Raw genomic sequence first — 15,739 nt, 5'->3', positions numbered from 1 at the left:
CTCGATCACAAAGTCGTGCGAAAATTGTGGCGATATCGCCACGCTCGCGCTGCAATGCCCTGCTGGGATGAGCCATTCTCGGCAAGCCCGGCTCCGGCTCAGGTGCTGTCTGCAGGTCCCGCTGCCTTTGCGGTCCCTGGACGCGATAGAGTGCCGCCCAGCGGTTCAATGGAGCCCTCGGGGGCTTCGAGCCGCGGCCCGTAGCCGGCTTGGTGGCGCAATGTGCGGAATGAGGTGCGGCCTGCCGCATCCCTGTGCGTAGGAAAGTGATCATGCTCACGCGAGCCTTCGTCCACGTTCGCCTCCTGATCATCGGATTAGCCATGCTCTCGCTCATGCCCGTTACGTCGCTCGCCCAGACCGGTCCGCGCGCGACGGAGTTCACGCTGCCGAATGGCCTGATGGTCGTGGTCGTCCCCGACAACCGGGCGCCGGTCGTCACGCACATGATCTGGTACCGCGTCGGTGCCGCGGACGAGCCGCCGGGCACGTCCGGCATCGCCCACTTCCTCGAGCACCTGATGTTCAAGGCGACCGAGAAGATCGGGACGGGAGAGTTCTCGAAGATCGTCTCGCGCCTCGGCGGGCAGGACAATGCCTTCACGGCGCAGGACATCACCGCTTATTTCCAACGCGTCTCCAAGGACCGTCTCCCCAAGGTGATGGAGATGGAGGCGGACCGCATGGTCAACCTCAAGCTCGACGAGAAGGAAGTGCTCACCGAGCGCGACGTCATCCTCGAGGAGCGCCGCAGCCGCGTCGAGAACAACCCGAGCGCCATCCTCGACGAGCAGATGGGCGCTGCGCTCTATCTCGCGCATCCCTACCGCATCCCGGTCATCGGCTGGGAACACGAGATGGCCAAGCTCTCGCGCGACGACGCGATGAAATTCTACAAGCGCTTCTACGCGCCCAATAATGCCATCCTGGTCGTGACCGGCGATGTGACGCCGGAGGAAGTGCGCAAGCTCGCCGAGGCGACCTATGGCAAGATCCCGCGCAATCCGAACGTGTCGACCGTCGAGCGTCCCGGCGAGCCGCCGCATCGCGCGGCGCGCCGCATCGAGCTCAAGGATCCGCGCGCTGGGCGCCGCACGTGGCATCGCCACTACATCGCGCCGGCCTACACCCATGCCGCGCCGGGCGAGGCCGAGGCCCTCGATCTCCTGCTGAAGATCCTCGCCTCCGGTCCGACGAGCCGCATCTACAAGAAGCTCGTCGTCGATGAGCATGTCGCCTCGAGCGCCGGCGGCTGGTACTCCGGCACCGCCCGCGACCTCGGCAAGATCGCATTGTTCGCCGTGCCGAACGACGGCGTCCCGTTCGAGAAGATCGAGCAGCTCATCGACAGCGTGATCGCCGATGTCGCTGCGAACGGTGTGACCGAGGCGGAGCTCGAGCGCGCCAAGAAGGCCTATCTCGCCGAGTACATCTTCCAGAGCGACAATCAGGCCTCGCTTGCGCGCCGCTACGGCTGGGCCCTGACCGTGGGCGCGACCGTCAAGGATATCGAGGAGTGGCCCGAGCGGCTCTCCAAGGTCACCGCGGCGCAGGTGCAGGCGGCCACGCGCCACCTCGACATTCTGCGCTCGGTGACCGGCACGATGCTTCCCGAGGCACCGAACCAGCCGCCCGGCACGCGCTCCTGAAGGATGCGAGAGGACAAACCATAGAGGTGACCAGCGCACACACGAGGACGACGCGGCGCTCGCGCGCCGACCAACATTGTATCAACGCGACGACATAGCGAGGCTAGTATCATGTCCAGTTCGGCACCCCTGCGTGGAAGGCTCTTTGTTCGCCCCGCCCGTCTTCCAGTCGTCGCGTCGGCCATGCTCCTCTGCCTCGCGGCACCCGTCCTCACGGCCAAGGCTCATGCAATGAAAATTCAGACAGTCAAAAGTCCCGGCGGCATCGAGGCATGGCTCGTGCAGGAGCAGGCTGTGCCGCTCATCGCCTTGCGCTTCGTCTTCGAGGGCGGCAGCGCGCAGAACCCTCAAGGCAAGGATGGCCTCGCCAATTTCATGACGGCCATGATGGACGAGGGCGCGGGCGATCTCGACTCGCACAAGTTCCAGGAGCGCATGGAGGAGCTCGCCTTCCGCATGAGCTTCGAGGATTCGCGCGACGGCATCTACGGCAGCTTCGAGACGCTGACCGCCAACCGCGATCCGTCCGTCGAGATGCTGCGCATGGCCGTGAACAACCCACGCTTTGACGCTGACGCCGTTGAGCGCGTGCGCCGGCAGCTCCTTTCGGGTCTCGCCTTCGCCGCCAAGAATCCGAACCGGATTGCCGGCAAGGCCTGGAGCGAGCAGGCTTTTGCGAACCACCCCTACGGTCGCCCGCCCGAGGGCACGCCCGACAGCATCGCCAAGATCACGCGCGATGATCTCGAAGGCTTCCGCAAGCGCACGTTCGCGCGCGACAACCTGAAGGTCGTCGCCGTCGGCGACATCAATGCCGAGCAGCTCGGGGCGCTCCTCGATCGCGTCTTCGGCGATCTGCCGGCCAAGGCCGAGCTGACGCCGATCCCGCCGACGACGCCGGAGGCCAAGGAGCGCGTCAAGGTCATCCACATGGATGTGCCGCAGTCGGTCGTGCAGTTCGGCGCGCCGGGCATCGCGCGCGAGGACGACGACTTCATGGCGGCCTTCGTGCTGAACCAGATCCTCGGCGGCGGTGGCTTCGCGTCGCGGCTCACGGAGGAGGTGCGTGAGAAGCGCGGCCTCGCCTATTCGGTCTACAGCTATCTGCAGCCTTATCGCCGCACGGCGATCTTCGCAGGTGGCGTCGCGACTAAGAACGAGGAGGTCGGCCGCTCGCTTGACGTGATCCGCTCGGAGCTGCGCCGCATGGCCAGCAATGGGCCGACGCCCGATGAGCTCAAGAACGCCAAGGACTACCTGACGGGATCGTTCGCGCTGCGCTTCGACACGAACGCGAAGATTGCCAATCAGCTTCTCGGCTTCCTCTTCGAGGGCTATGGCATCGACTACATCGACAAGCGCAATGCGCTGGTCAATGCGGTGACGCTCGAGGATGTGAAGCGCGTTGCGGCACGGCTCTTGAAGGCCGACGAGTTGATCGTCACCGTCGTCGGCAAGCCGCAAGGGCTCGCGCAGCAGTAAAGTATCGCGTGCGGAACGACTTGAGTTTCGAACGCGTTTCATATGGTGATGCCAGGATCGAGAAGCCGATGTGCCGAAATGGCGCCGGCTTCTCGATTGGCATGTGGGGTTCGAAGGCGAGGGAGTTGAGCGGATGACCGATCCCGTCGAGCTGGATGTCTCCGGTGCCGGATCCGGGGCGCGGCTCTATCGTCAGAGCATTGCGGGCTGCCTCGACGCGCGCATTGGCACACACGGGCTCGATAGCCGCACGCTCGCCGCATGGCTCGACAAGACCGCAGCCCCTCTCGCCAAGCTGAAGGCCGCGCACGCTGACGGCAGCCTGCCGCTGCTGCGGTTGACGCGCGAGGAAGCCGATATCGTCGCTGCCGAGGCGGCGCTCGCGAAGCTCTCTGTCGGCGCGAAGATGATCGTGTTTCTCGGCATGGGCGGCTCGAGCCTTGGCGGACAGGCGCTCGCCCAGCTCGGTGGCTGGAACATTCCAGGCTCGGCCGATGTCGAGCAGCGCAAGCGCCCGCGCACGCGCTTCTATGACAATCTCGATGCATCAACGCTCGCGCTCGCCTTCAAGGACGTCGATCTCGCGACGACGCGTTTCGTCATCACGTCGAAATCCGGCGGCACGCCCGAGACGCTGGTCCAGGCGGCTGCCGCCCTGCAGGCCGTTGATGCGGCCGGTCTCGGCGGGCGGTCGGCGGAGCTGTTCCTCGGCATCACGGAGCCGACGCGACCGGGCGTGCGCAATGGCCTGCGCGATCTCCTGACGAGCCGCGGCATCCCGGTCCTCGATCATCCGACGGCGATCGGCGGGCGCTATTCGGCGCTCACGGTCGTCGGGCTCATCCCGGCCATATCCCGAGGGCTCGATCCGCGCGCCTTGCGCGCCGGCGCCGATGCCGTGCTTCAGCAAGCGCTCAGCGCATCCGATCCATCGGCTTCTGCCCCCGCCGTCGGCGCCGCGCTCGCCGTCGCGCTCGCGCGCGAGAAGGCCACCAAGGTCATGGTTTTCATGTCCTATGCGGACCGCCTCCAGCGGCTCGGCGCCTGGTACGTGCAGCTTTGGGCGGAAAGCCTCGGCAAAGGCGGGCAGGGCACGACGCCACTGGCCTGCCTCGGCCCGCTCGATCAGCACAGCCAGCTCCAGCTCTTCATGGATGGCCCGCGCGAGCACGCGCTGACCGTCCTGCGTGTCAAAAATGCCGAATCGGGGCCGGTCATCGACCCGAAGCTCGCGAAACTGGCGGGTCTGGACGTGATGGCCGGCCGCAGTGTGGCCGAGCTCGTCTCGGCCCAGGCCCAGGCCGTTCCCGAAGCGCTCAACCGCGCCGGCAGGCCGGTGCGGACAATCGACATCGAGCAGCTTGACGCGGCAACGCTCGGCGGCTTGATGATGCACTTCATGATCGAGACGATTCTCGCCGGCTGGCTCATGGATCTCGATCCTTTCGACCAGCCGGCGGTCGAGCTCGCCAAGGTGCTCACGCGCGAGCGGCTGTCCAGGTAGGGCACGGTCGGCCGCACCCGCGCACTGCGAGGGGAAAGCGGCACTCATGGCCGTGCGGCAGCTCACAGCCGAGACGATCAACCGCATCGCGGCCGGCGAGGTCGTCGAGCGCCCGGCGAGCGTCGTCAAGGAGCTCGTCGAGAACGCCATCGACGCCGGCGCGCGCGAGATCGAGATCGTCACGGCAGGCAGCGGCCTCTCGCTCATCCGTGTGACGGACGACGGCTCCGGCATGGACGCGGGCGACCTCGTGCTCGCCGTCGAGCGCCATGCAACCTCGAAGCTTCGCGACGAGGACCTCTTCAACATCACGACGCTCGGCTTTCGCGGCGAGGCACTCCCGTCGATCGGCTCGATCGCGCATCTCGAGATCCGCACGCGCCAGTCGGCCGCCGGGCACGGCATCGGGATCGTCGTCGATCGCGGCCGCAAGGAGGAGGTGCGTCCTGCCGCACTCAATCCCGGCACCATCGTCGAAGTGCGTGATCTCTTCTCGGCGACGCCTGCGCGGTTGAAGTTCATGAAGTCCGAGCGGGCGGAGAACCTCGCCATCTCCGAGATGGTCAAGCGGCTCGCCATGGCCAATCCCGAGATCGGATTCTCGCTGACGACGGGCGAGCGCATGGGTCTGCGCTTGCCCGCCTGCGCGCCGGGGCCTGAAGGGTTGCTCGCACGGCTCGGCCGCATCATGGGCCGCGAGTTCATGGCCGATGCTTTGGCGCTCGATGGCACGCGTGAGGGTGTGCGGCTGCACGGTTTCGTCGGCTTGCCGACATTGAACCGGCCCGATGCGGGACTGCAGTTCCTGTTCGTGAATGGGCGGCCTGTGCGGGATCGGTTGCTACTCGGCGCCCTGCGTGGCGCGTACGGCGATCTGGTCCCCAAGGGGCGGCACCCGCTGGTCGCGCTCTTTGTCGAGCTCGACGCGCGCCACGTCGACGTCAATGTGCACCCCGCAAAGGCCGAGGTGCGCTTCCGCGATGCAGGGGCCGCGCGCTCGCTGCTCGTCGGTGGCATTCGCGAAGTTCTGGAGCGCGCCGGTCATCGCTCCAGCGCCGAGGGTGGCGCGCGGATGCTCGACGTGCTCGCGCGGCGCAATGAAATGTCCGCGCCGCAGCAGTCGTGGTCGCCGCCATCGCGGCCGAGCTATTCGGCTGGTTTTGCCGAGAGCGTGCAGGCGCCACTTGCAGGCCTCGCCGTCGAGCCGAGCGCGCCCGTCGCGCACGATATGGCGCCGCCCGTGTCGAATGAGGGGGAGAGCGCCGATCATCCGCTCGGCGCTGCGCGCGCTCAGCTTCATGGCACGTACATCGTCGCCGAGACGAACGACGGCATCGTCATCGTCGATCAGCACGCCGCGCACGAGCGTCTCGTGCTCGAACGCATGAAGGCCATGCTCGCGAATGGCGGCGTGAAGCGCCAGGGCCTGTTGATCCCCGAGATCGTGGACCTCGACGCGGATGAAGCGGCTGCCCTCTCGGAGGCGGCGGAGCAACTCGGCGAGCTCGGGCTTGCGCTGGAGCAGTTCGGGACGAGCGCTGTGCTCGTACGCGAGACGCCGGCCTTGCTCGGCCAGTGCGATGTCGCGGCGCTCGTGAAGGATCTTGCGCGTGAAGTGTTGACCGAAGGTACGACCGGCCTTCTGGAAGCGCGGCTCGATGCGATCCTCGGCACGATCTCATGTCACGGCAGTGTGCGTGCCGGCCGTCGGCTGACTGGTCCCGAGATGAACGCGCTCCTGCGCGAGATGGAAGCGACGCCCCGCGCCGGCCAGTGCAATCACGGCCGCCCGACGTACGTCTCGCTCTCCCGTGCGGATATCGAGCGGTTGTTCGGGCGGCGGTAGCGGCTACGCGCCCCTGAACCGCAGCAGCACCGCCTGCGTATCGCCCCACGTGCGCTGATCGACGATGTCGTATTGGGGCGGAACCGCAGGCTCTACACCTTTGCGCTCCTCGAGCACGCACAGCGCATCGGGCACGAGCCAGCCGCCCTCCGCCAGCGCCGCGAGCGCCTTCTCGCCGAGCCCCTTGCCGTAGGGTGGATCGAGGAACGCGACATCGTATGGCTGCATGTTCCCCGCCGGTCCGAGATCGGTCGCGTCGCGCCGCCAGACCTTCGTCACGCCCGTCAGCCCGAAGGCCTCGATATTGCGCCGGATGAGGCCACGCGCTTCCGCCGCTTCCTCGACGAACAAACAGAAAGTCGCACCGCGCGAGAGCGCCTCGATACCCATCGCGCCCGTGCCTGCGAAGAGATCGATCACGCGCCCGCCCTCGATGCGCGCGACAGGATCGCCATGCAGGAGCCAGTTGAACACGGCCTCCCGCACGCGGTCCGAGGTCGGCCGGATGGCATCATCGCTCGGCGCTGCGAGATTGCGGCCGCGCAGTTTGCCGCCGACGATCCTCATGTCGCGTCCTTCGGCTTCCTGGCCCGGGTGCGCCGCGCTTCGGCATCGTTCTCGCGATCGACGAGGCCGAGCTCGCGCGCGAGGCGCGGACCGAGCTGATCGGCAATGACCTTGCGGCGCACGGGATCGACCGCGCCCGGTTCGAGGTCGAGAAGCTGGAAGGGGCCGTACGACACGCGGATCAGGCGGTTCACGTCGAGGCCGAGGTGATTGAGAATCTTGCGCACCTCGCGGTTCTTGCCCTCGCGGAGCGCTATGGTGATCCAGATGTTGTGGCCCTGCTCGCGATCGAGCGTCGCTTCGACAGGGCCATAGCGCACGCCCTCGATCTCGACGCCGTTCTTGAGCTTGTCCAGCGCCGCCTGCTCGACTTTGCCGTGCGCGCGCACGCGATAGCGGCGCAGCCACCCCGTCGTCGGCAATTCGAGATGGCGAGCAAGCGCACCGTCGTTCGTGAGCAGCAGCAGGCCCTCGGTGTTCAGATCGAGGCGGCCGATCGACATCACGCGCGGCATCTCGGGCGGCAGCTTCTCGAAGACGGTCGGCCGGCCCTCGGGATCGCGGTGCGTCGTCACGAGTCCGCGCGGCTTGTGATAGCGCCAGAGACGGATGGGTTCGGCATCGGGGAGCGGCTTGCCATCGACCTCGATGCGATCGCCCGGGTCCACGTCGAGAGCCGGGCTCGTGATCTTCTTGCCGTTCACCCTGACGCGCCCTTCCTCGATCCAGCGCTCGGCCTCACGGCGCGAGCAGAGGCCGGCGCGGGCGAGCGCCTTGGCAATGCGCATTTCCTCGCTTGGGCGACCGGAGGGCGGCGGCATATTGCGCGGGCGGCGCTGCGGCGCTGGGACATGCGGCGCCCGCTCTGGCTCCGGCTTCTGGCGCGAGGGCCGGCTCGGCTTCCTGAAGCCCGACTCTGCTCCGCGCTCCGGCTGCCGGGTGGCCCCTGTCGCGTCCGCCTTCCTGCCCGGTGACGAGCCCGGCCGCGGCCCGGCAGTCGGGTCCTTGCGCCATCCCGGTTTGCCGCCGCGCTTCTGGCCCGAGCTTTGGCCCATGCCTTGGCCGGCGTTCGGGCCGGAATCCCGGCGCCCGGCCCGGGGGCGGTCTGATCTTGGCGGGCGCATGGCAGTAACTCCGGGCTTGAGGCGTGGTCGCATTGGCTGTATCGCCGGGAGCTTATGACATCACCGAACGCCTCAAGCCATATGGATCGCGCGCTCGCGTTGGCGCGAGCCGCCGCCGAGCTGGGCGAGATCCCGGTCGGTGCCGTTATCGCCGGGCCGGACGGCAGCGTGATCGCCGAGGCGCATAACCTGACGCGCGCCCGCAAGGACCCGACCGCCCACGCCGAGATGCTCGTCATTCAGCAGGCGACGCAGGTGCTGCAATCCGAGCGGCTCATCGGTTGCGATCTCTACGTGACGCTGGAGCCGTGCCCCATGTGTGCAGCGGCGATCTCATTCGCGCGCCTGCGCCGCCTTTACTACGGCGCGGCCGACCCCAAGGGCGGCGGCGTCGAGCACGGCGCGCGCGTGTTCAGCCACGCGACCTGCCACCACGCGCCGGAGATCTATCCTGGCCTCGGCGAGAGCGAGGCGCGCGCGATGCTCGAGCAGTTTTTCGCCGACCTGCGCTAGGGGCGTCCTCGCTCTCTTCGCCATCGAGCTCGGCTCGTCGCCGCGCCGCTTCCTTTGCGATCAGTTCCGGCGCGGGCATCATCGGATAGATTCCATGCTCGGTGAACAGGTCGCAGAGCGGATCGCGGTCGGCGACAACCGTACGGTAGATCCAGCGATAGCCCCATGTCGTATCGGCCATGCGATTGGCTCGTGTGCGCCCGATCAGTTGCGACGTCGCCTCGAGCTCGAGCCAACATACGACGAGATGGACATAAGTCTGCTCGTAGCTGCGCGCGCCCTCGGGCAGCCAAACCGGCGCCTGGGGATAGCGGCGCACCAGCTCGTCGAAGAATGGCGCGACCGGATCGTGATCGGGGCCGCCGAGCAGCCAGAGATACCAGTGCATCTGCTCGTGCAGGTACGTCGAGAGCAGGAGGTCTTCCGTTTCCGTGAAACGCGTGCCGAGCGTGAGGATGGGGTGGCTGTAGGTGGCCCCGGCCGGCACGATGCGCACATGCCGCGTGTACTCGAAGCGCGCGAGATCATGGCGGCGGCGCAGCGCCGCGAGCCACGTGCGGATGCGCTCCGCTTCGCGCTCGGCTTCGCCCAAGTCGATATCAATACGGACGCTGTCGTCCGAGCCCGCCATCGCATCCCCCACAGATGCGCCGACCATGCCGGATCGGCTCCGGCTCGGGAATGTGGCGGCTGCAACACTGTGGATAAGTGGATATGACAGACCCCGCTCGTGCGCCGCAGCAATCGTGCTTGTGCGGATCGCAGCATCGCACTACATCAAATCAATGAGCCATTGCAGGTGAACTGCATCGTCTCGGCGGCGGCTCACGATCTCAAATAATGCATCGCATTCCGGCGGTTGCTGACAGCCGGAAGCCAAGGGACCTGCCGTGCGCGGCGGGCCGTGGGCTGGCGTGCGCGAAGAGAAGGGCGAGATCATGCGGGTTCCACTGGTGGCCATGGCCGCGGGGGCGCTTGGCGTTCTGCTGATCTCGCAGGCGGCCCTCACGAGCGGGGCTGTCGCCATGCCGGCGAGCATTGCCGAGCTCCTCGACCACTGCAAGGACGACGAGATCTACAACGATGAGCGCCAGCGCGTGTGCTCCGAGCTCATCGATGATGTCCATCTCCCGGTCGAGGTGCGGGCGGAGGCGCTCGTGAACCGCGGGATCGTGACGCTGACTGAAGGCAGGCCCGAGCTGGCCATGGCCGATTTCGAGGCGGCGATCGTGCTCAATCCACGCGATCCGGTCGCCTATGCCTATCGCGGCGAGGTGCATAAAGTGCGCGGACAGCTCGAAAAGGCACGCGCCGAGTACGACATCGCCATTTCTATCGACGGTGCGAGCGCCGATCTCTTCGTCAACAGAGGCGAGATCCACCGTAAGCTCGGCGCGCGGGACAAGGCGCGCGCCGATTTCGAGGCCGCGCTCAAGATCGAGCCCGACCACTACGCCGCGATCGACGCATTGAAGACGCTCACCAGGAAGAAGTAGGCGCTCGCTTCAGTGCGGCGCCTCGTCCTTGATGCCGGCCTCGCGCCGGCGCTGGCGGGCGCGCCGGTCGAGCATGTTCAAGCCCTCGACGAGCGCCGAGAACGCCATGGCCGCGTAGATATAGCCCTTGGGCACATGTGCGCCGAAGCCTTCGGCAATGAGCACCGTGCCAATCATGAGCAGGAAGCCGAGCGCCAGCATCACGATCGTCGGGTTGCGGCCGATGAAATTGGAGAGCGGCGTCGCGGCGACCAGCATCGTAATGACGGCAAAGATGACGGCGATGACCATGATCGGCACGTGCGGCGTCATGCCGACGGCTGTGATGATGCTGTCGATGGAGAAGACGAGGTCGAGCAGCAGGATCTGGAAAACGGCCGCGCCGAACGTGAGACCGATGACCCTGCCGAGATGATCCGGATTCGGGTCGGGATCGACGCGGTGATGGATCTCCTTCGTCGCCTTCCACACGAGGAAGAGACCACCGGCGATCAGGATGAGGTCGCGCCAGGAAAAGCCATACCCGAAGATCGAGAAGATCGGCGTCGTCAGAGTGACGATGATGGCGATGGTGCCGAGCAGCAGGAGGCGGAGGACCAGCGCGCCGCTGATGCCGATGCGCCGCGCCATGACGCGGTGCTCTTCGGGAAGCTTGTTGGTCAGGATGGCGATGAAGATGAGGTTGTCGATGCCGAGCACGACCTCCATCACCACGAGCGTCACGAGTGCGGCCCACGCCGCTGGGTCTGCGGCGAGTGTCAGCAGGTAATCCATCAGAGGAAGGGCCCTTTCAGGTCCATCAGGTGCGGATCAAACTAAAGCAACGGACTTGAAATTCACCTCAGTTCGAGGCTAGGCGGGGAGTGAATTTCAAGTCCAAAGTTGCTTTAGAACACTATGACGCTAAAGCGTCTTTGGACCTTAAATGCGACTTTGAGATCGGCCCAGGCGTGGGTCGCATTTGAGGTCCGACGCTTTAGACCGGGATGTCCCGCTATGTGTGGTCTCTCCGCTCCTCCTGCAAGGGGGGCTGCAAAAAGGCCCTCCAAGGAGGATCTCAGCGCATGAGCTCCTTCATGGCCTTGTCGAGGCCGTCGAGCGTCAGCGGGAACATGCGCCCTTCCATGAGGTCGCTCATGAGCTTGATCGAGGGCGTCCAGCTCCAGTGCTGCTCGGGCACCGGATTGAGCCACACGGCGTGCTCGTAGATGTCCGTGACGCGCTTGATCCAGGTCGCGCCCGGCTCCTCGTTCATGTGCTCGACGGAGCCGCCGGGAACGCTGATCTCGTAGGGGCTCATGGAGGCATCACCGACGAACACGACCTTGTAGTCGGCCGGGTACTTGTGCAGGACGTCCCAGGTGGGCGTGCGCTCCGTCCAGCGGCGCTTGTTGTCCTTCCAGAGGAACTCGTAAAGGCAGTTGTGGAAGTAGAAATACTCCATGTGCTTCATCTCGGCGCGCGCCGCCGAGAAGAGCTCCTCGGCGAGCTTGACGTGGTAGTCCATCGAGCCGCCGATATCGAAGAACATGAGAACCTTCACGGCATTGCGCCGCTCGGGCCGCATCTGAATGTCGAGATAGCCTTTGCGCGCCGTGCCCTTGATGGTGCCGTCGAGATCGAGCTCGTCGGCCGCACCTTCGCGCGCGAACTTGCGCAAGCGGCGTAGGGCAACCTTGATATTGCGCGTGCCGAGCTCGACCTTGTCGTCGAGATCCTTGAACTCGCGCTTGTCCCACACCTTGAGGGCGCGAAAGTTGCGGTTTTCCTTCTGGCCGATGCGCACGCCGGCTGGATTGTAGCCCTCCGCGCCATAGGGCGAGGTGCCGCCTGTGCCGATCCACTTGCTGCCGCCCTGGTGACGGCCTTTCTGCTCGGCGAGGCGCTTTTTCAGCTCCTCCATGATCTTGTCCCAGCCGCCAAGGGCCTCGATCTTCTTCTTCTCCTCCTCGGAGAGATAGAGGCTCGAGATGGCGCGCAGCCACTCCTCGGGGATGTTGGCCTCGGCGGCGTCGCTCATCAGCTCCAGGCCCTTGAAGACGTGGCCGAAGACCTGGTCGAACTTGTCGAGATGGCGCTCGTCCTTCACGAGTGCGGCGCGCGAGAGGTAGTAGAAGTTCTCGACGCGCTGGTCGGCGAGATCGGCCTGCAGGGCTTCCATCAGCGTCAGGTATTCCTTCAAGGTGACGGGCACCTTGGCGGCCTTGAGCTCATGGAAGAAAGTCACGAACATGCGCGGGCTCCGGGGGCGGATGGTCTGGTGCTTATAGCACCTCCACTGGGGCATGGAATGCCGGATCGGGGCGGATCAGGTGCTCGCGGATCGCCGTTCTGCCAGCAGATTGATGATGTTGGCGCCTGCAATGACGGCGCCGCCGATGAGGACGAACGGGTCGAGGGCCTCGGCATAGACCAGCCAGCCGACGAAGGCGATCAGCGGCACGCGGAGATAATCCATGGGCGTCACGATGGTCGCATCGGCGAGGGCAAAGGCGCGCGCAATACAGTAGTGCGCCGCGAGCCCGCTCAGCGAGATGACGACGAGCCAGCCCCAGGTCGCGGGATCGGGCCAGGTGAGCTTTCCGAACGTCAGGACCGTCGTGTACAGGCCTTGAAAGAGCGAGAGCCAGAAGAGGATCGTGAGCGGACGCTCGGTCCGCGTGAGCTGCTTCATGGCGATGTACGAGAACGCATAGGCCACGGCGCAGGCCATCGCCGACGCTGTCCCTAAGCTGATCGACATGCCCACGGGCCGGATCACGACGAGCGCGCCGATGAACCCGAGCATCACGGCGGCAAGGCGCGGCAGGGTCATGCGTTCGCGCAGAATGAGCGGTGCGAGCAGCGCCACCCAGAGCGGCGTCGTGAATTCGAGCGCGAAGACCTCGGCGAGCGGGATCTGCGTGATGGCCCAGAACCAGGTGAATTGTCCGGCGAGGTGAGCGGCATTGCGCCACGCGTGCAAGCCGAGCCGTCGCGTGCCGAAGACCGAGAGGCTGTGCCCCGTCGCAAGCGCGATGAGCACGACGACCGGCAGCGACATCCAGCTCCGGTAGAAGATCATGTCCATGGTCGGCAGCGCGCGCATGGCCTCGCGCCCGGCGACGGCCAGCAGCGAGATCATGGCGAGCGTGCCCGCCATCCAGAAGGCCGCAAGCACGGCAGCATGGCCGGAACGCTGGGGCAGCGAGGCTTCGGCGCTCATCTCAGCCTCGGCCCGTGCGCTGGCGCTCGCCGCGGATGTTCAGAAAGTTGGCGACGACAACGATGAGGCCGCCACCCAATACCCAGAAGTCGAGCGGCTCGGCGTAGAGCACGACGCCGACAAGCACCATCAGCGGCAGCCGCAGAAAATCCATCGGCGCGACAATGATCGCATCGGCATAGGTGAAGGCCTTCGCGAGCGAGTAGTGTGCCGTAAGACCGAACGCGCCAACGCCGGCGAGCCAGCAGAACGTGATGAAGTCGGGCATCGGGAGCCCTGGTCCATACCCCAGCGTCGCGCGGCCGAGGATGACGGCGAGGCCGATCAGGATCTGGAGGCCCTGCATCCAGAAAAGGATCGTGAGGGCATTGTCGCCAATGAGAAGGCGCTTCGTCGTCAGCATGGACAGCGCGAACCCGATCGCCGCAATCATACCGAAGGGTGTGCCTTCGCTGAGCGGAATGGCGCCTGGGCGCACCACGATAAGCACGCCGATGAAGCCGAGCACGGCAGCGCCCAGCCGCAGTGCGGTCAATCGTTCGCCGAGCAGGAATGGGGCGAGCAGTGCGACCCACAATGGTGCCGTGAACTCGAGCGCCGTCAGCTCGGCGAGCGTCATCCGCGTCAACGCGTAGAGCCAACTGAACTGCGCCGTGAAGTGAACGAGATTGCGGACCACCTGCAGGCCCGGTCGTCTGGATGTGAGGCTGCCGAACGCGATGCCTTGTGCCTTGATGATCAGCACGAGGATGGAGAACCCGATCAGAGTTCGCCAGACGGCAATCTGCAGGGCGTCCGCCCCGCGCGCGGCTGAACGGCCCGCGATCGCCACCAGCGTGAAAGAGATCAGCGCCCCGACCATCCAGGTGACGGCCCAGACGATGCGCCCGCGCTCATCCGGCGGCGCCTTGGCCTCGGCCGACATTCCGGACTTCCTCCCCTCGGCGGCTCAGGCGGCGCCCCAGCACTGGCGGCGCAGCGCCGTTATATATTCACACATGCGAATGTTCGGTTGCCGCTTTGCGGAGGCCACTGTATAAGGATTCCAGGCTGCCCCAACAAGGAAGCGCGCCGGACGCTGCCATGCCGACAAGCTGCCATGCAGCAGCGGCGGAGCGACGCGCGTAAACTGGCAGCGCGGCGCGGGCGCCCGCCCGCGTCCAGGACCGGGAGGCACGGCATGGCCAAGAAGCTCGTGATCATCATGGCGAATACGGACCCGCGCAATGGCGAGGAGCTGGGCGCGCCGATATTCCAGGCCTCGGTTGCCGCCGCCATGGACTATGAGGTCGAGGTCATCTGCACCGCGACGGCCGGCCGCCTCATGAAGAAGGGCGTTGCCGAGACACTCGTCGTGAAGCCCGGCAGCCCCAAGAGCGTCTACGATTTCATCAAGGACGCGCACGAGGCGGGCGTGAAGTTCTTCTGCTGCTCGCCGAACCTCGATCTCTTCGACATGAAGCAGGAGGACCTGATCCCCGAGTGCTCGGGGATCGTTGGCGGTGCCTACCTCATCGAGGAGGTCATGGAAGGCGAAGACACCCGGGTCCTGAGCTACTGAGGTCGCGCCGATGGCTGAGGCCACCGCAACACGCGTGCAGGATTTCATCGGCGATCCGGTCTCGGACAAGCCGCCCGTGCCGCGCGCCAAGCTCGAAGCCATCTTCCGCGATCTGCAGGAGGACATGCGCTTCGACCACGAGCTGCATGGCTGCCTCAACTGCGGCATCTGCACCGCGACCTGCCCGGCCGCGCACTACTACGACTTCTCGCCACGCGAGATCGTCCAGCTCCTTTGGACCGAGAACCTCGAAGGCATCTACGATGCCATGCAGGAAAAGATCTGGTCCTGCGCCCAGTGCTACACGTGCGCCGCACGCTGCCCCTTCCGCAATTCGCCGGGTGGCCTCGTCATGCTCATGCGCGAGGTCGCGATCAAGCATCAGATGCAGTCGGCGAAGGACGTGCTGCGCCCATTCAGCCGCGTGATGCTGAAGCTGATCTCGACGGGCAATCAGCTCGCGCCGGACATGATCAATCCCCAACACTTCGCCGACTGGGGGCCTAACATCTCCAAGGTCAATGCGCCGCTCAAGCTGCTGCGCAAGGCGATCCCGATGGCGACGCTCAACACCACGGAAACTGCGTGGGAGGTCAATCTCAAGACCTCGGTCGAGCTCTACACCATCTGGGAGATGACCGGCGTCCTCGACCAGCTCGAGGGCATCGACGAGAACCTGTTCGACGTCATCACCGACATCATGGAAGAGAAGCGCGAGGACTGGAAAGATTTCCTCGAGGAGCAGGAGGACGCCGAGGACGATGACTGAGAGTGCAGCATGGCACATCTCAC

The 15,739-nt window shown here is 65.9% G+C and carries 15 protein-coding genes; 8 read left to right on the top strand and 7 right to left on the bottom strand.

The features are described 5' to 3' along the window. Positions 1 to 272: 272 nt before the first annotated feature. From CS1BSM3_RS27515 to mutL, 4 genes are all read left to right on the top strand, one after another. On the top strand, positions 273 to 1,649 hold the full coding sequence (locus CS1BSM3_RS27515; protein ID WP_072393696.1) for a M16 family metallopeptidase: 1,377 nt from the start codon (positions 273 to 275) through the stop codon (positions 1,647 to 1,649). 231 nt (positions 1,650 to 1,880) lie between these two features. Beyond that, complete coding sequence (locus tag CS1BSM3_RS27510) at positions 1,881 to 3,131, top strand: M16 family metallopeptidase (RefSeq protein WP_244540624.1); 1,251 nt, start codon at positions 1,881 to 1,883, stop codon at positions 3,129 to 3,131. Positions 3,132 to 3,264: 133 nt separating this feature from the next. Then, positions 3,265 to 4,635: a glucose-6-phosphate isomerase gene (locus CS1BSM3_RS27505; RefSeq protein ID WP_072394705.1), complete on the top strand. Its 1,371-nt coding sequence runs from the start codon at positions 3,265 to 3,267 to the stop codon at positions 4,633 to 4,635. A 46-nt stretch (positions 4,636 to 4,681) separates the two neighbouring features. Beyond that, positions 4,682 to 6,481, top strand: coding sequence for a DNA mismatch repair endonuclease MutL (gene mutL / locus CS1BSM3_RS27500; RefSeq protein WP_072393691.1), 1,800 nt, complete (start codon positions 4,682 to 4,684; stop codon positions 6,479 to 6,481). A 3-nt stretch (positions 6,482 to 6,484) separates the two neighbouring features. Here the strand turns inward: mutL and rsmD are convergent, their stop codons facing one another. Both rsmD and CS1BSM3_RS27490 read right to left on the bottom strand, forming a co-directional pair. After that, a complete protein-coding gene (rsmD, locus tag CS1BSM3_RS27495; RefSeq protein ID WP_072393687.1) occupies positions 6,485 to 7,048 on the bottom strand; it encodes a 16S rRNA (guanine(966)-N(2))-methyltransferase RsmD in 564 nt (187 codons plus the stop codon). Continuing rightward, entirely contained in the window at positions 7,045 to 8,103 is a 1,059-nt protein-coding gene (locus tag CS1BSM3_RS27490) for a pseudouridine synthase (protein WP_348532917.1), read from the bottom strand. The genes rsmD and CS1BSM3_RS27490 overlap by 4 nt, the downstream gene beginning before the upstream one ends. A gap of 123 nt (positions 8,104 to 8,226) precedes the next feature. Between CS1BSM3_RS27490 and CS1BSM3_RS27485 the strand changes: the two genes are divergently transcribed. Further along, positions 8,227 to 8,685 carry a nucleoside deaminase gene (locus CS1BSM3_RS27485; RefSeq protein WP_072393675.1) on the top strand — a complete coding sequence of 153 codons (459 nt, stop codon included), beginning with the start codon at positions 8,227 to 8,229 and terminating at the stop codon, positions 8,683 to 8,685. On the opposite strand, the gene CS1BSM3_RS27480 is transcribed toward CS1BSM3_RS27485, so the two are convergent. Beyond that, positions 8,585 to 9,343 (bottom strand): hypothetical protein, encoded by a 759-nt coding sequence (locus tag CS1BSM3_RS27480; RefSeq protein ID WP_072393672.1) that lies wholly within the window; start codon positions 9,341 to 9,343, stop codon positions 8,585 to 8,587. The genes CS1BSM3_RS27485 and CS1BSM3_RS27480 overlap by 101 nt on opposite strands. Before the next feature lie 280 nt (positions 9,344 to 9,623). On the opposite strand from CS1BSM3_RS27480, the gene CS1BSM3_RS27475 reads away from it, so the two are divergent. Further along, a complete protein-coding gene (locus tag CS1BSM3_RS27475; protein ID WP_174263800.1) occupies positions 9,624 to 10,181 on the top strand; it encodes a tetratricopeptide repeat protein in 558 nt (185 codons plus the stop codon). Positions 10,182 to 10,190: 9 nt separating this feature from the next. Here CS1BSM3_RS27475 and CS1BSM3_RS27470 read toward each other — a convergent pair whose 3' ends face one another. The 4 genes from CS1BSM3_RS27470 to CS1BSM3_RS27455 all read right to left on the bottom strand — a co-directional run bounded on the left by CS1BSM3_RS27470 (position 10,191) and on the right by CS1BSM3_RS27455 (position 14,311). Beyond that, on the bottom strand, positions 10,191 to 10,955 hold the full coding sequence (locus CS1BSM3_RS27470; RefSeq protein ID WP_072393666.1) for a TerC family protein: 765 nt from the start codon (positions 10,953 to 10,955) through the stop codon (positions 10,191 to 10,193). 283 nt (positions 10,956 to 11,238) lie between these two features. Continuing rightward, positions 11,239 to 12,414, bottom strand: a complete 1,176-nt coding sequence (locus CS1BSM3_RS27465; RefSeq protein ID WP_072393663.1) for a vWA domain-containing protein — start codon at positions 12,412 to 12,414, stop codon at positions 11,239 to 11,241. Between the two features lie 75 nt (positions 12,415 to 12,489). Then, on the bottom strand, positions 12,490 to 13,386 hold the full coding sequence (locus tag CS1BSM3_RS27460) for a DMT family transporter (protein WP_072393660.1): 897 nt from the start codon (positions 13,384 to 13,386) through the stop codon (positions 12,490 to 12,492). 1 nt (position 13,387) lies between these two features. After that, the gene (locus CS1BSM3_RS27455; RefSeq protein WP_072393657.1) at positions 13,388 to 14,311 is read right to left on the bottom strand and encodes a DMT family transporter; all 924 of its coding nucleotides are present in this window, start codon (positions 14,309 to 14,311) and stop codon (positions 13,388 to 13,390) included. Positions 14,312 to 14,566: 255 nt separating this feature from the next. On the opposite strand from CS1BSM3_RS27455, the gene CS1BSM3_RS27450 reads away from it, so the two are divergent. Then, positions 14,567 to 14,947, top strand: a complete 381-nt coding sequence (locus CS1BSM3_RS27450) for a DsrE family protein (protein WP_072393654.1) — start codon at positions 14,567 to 14,569, stop codon at positions 14,945 to 14,947. Between the two features lie 10 nt (positions 14,948 to 14,957). Then, entirely contained in the window at positions 14,958 to 15,716 is a 759-nt protein-coding gene (locus CS1BSM3_RS27445; RefSeq protein ID WP_083528941.1) for a 4Fe-4S dicluster domain-containing protein, read from the top strand. The last annotated feature ends 23 nt before the right edge of the window (positions 15,717 to 15,739 follow it).

Origin of the sequence: Hyphomicrobium sp. CS1BSMeth3 (assembly GCF_900117415.1) — a bacterium.
In the GTDB taxonomy this organism is placed as follows: domain Bacteria; phylum Pseudomonadota; class Alphaproteobacteria; order Rhizobiales; family Hyphomicrobiaceae.
Note: the sequence above shows the minus strand (reverse complement) of the source record. Positions and strands in the feature narration are given on the sequence as shown.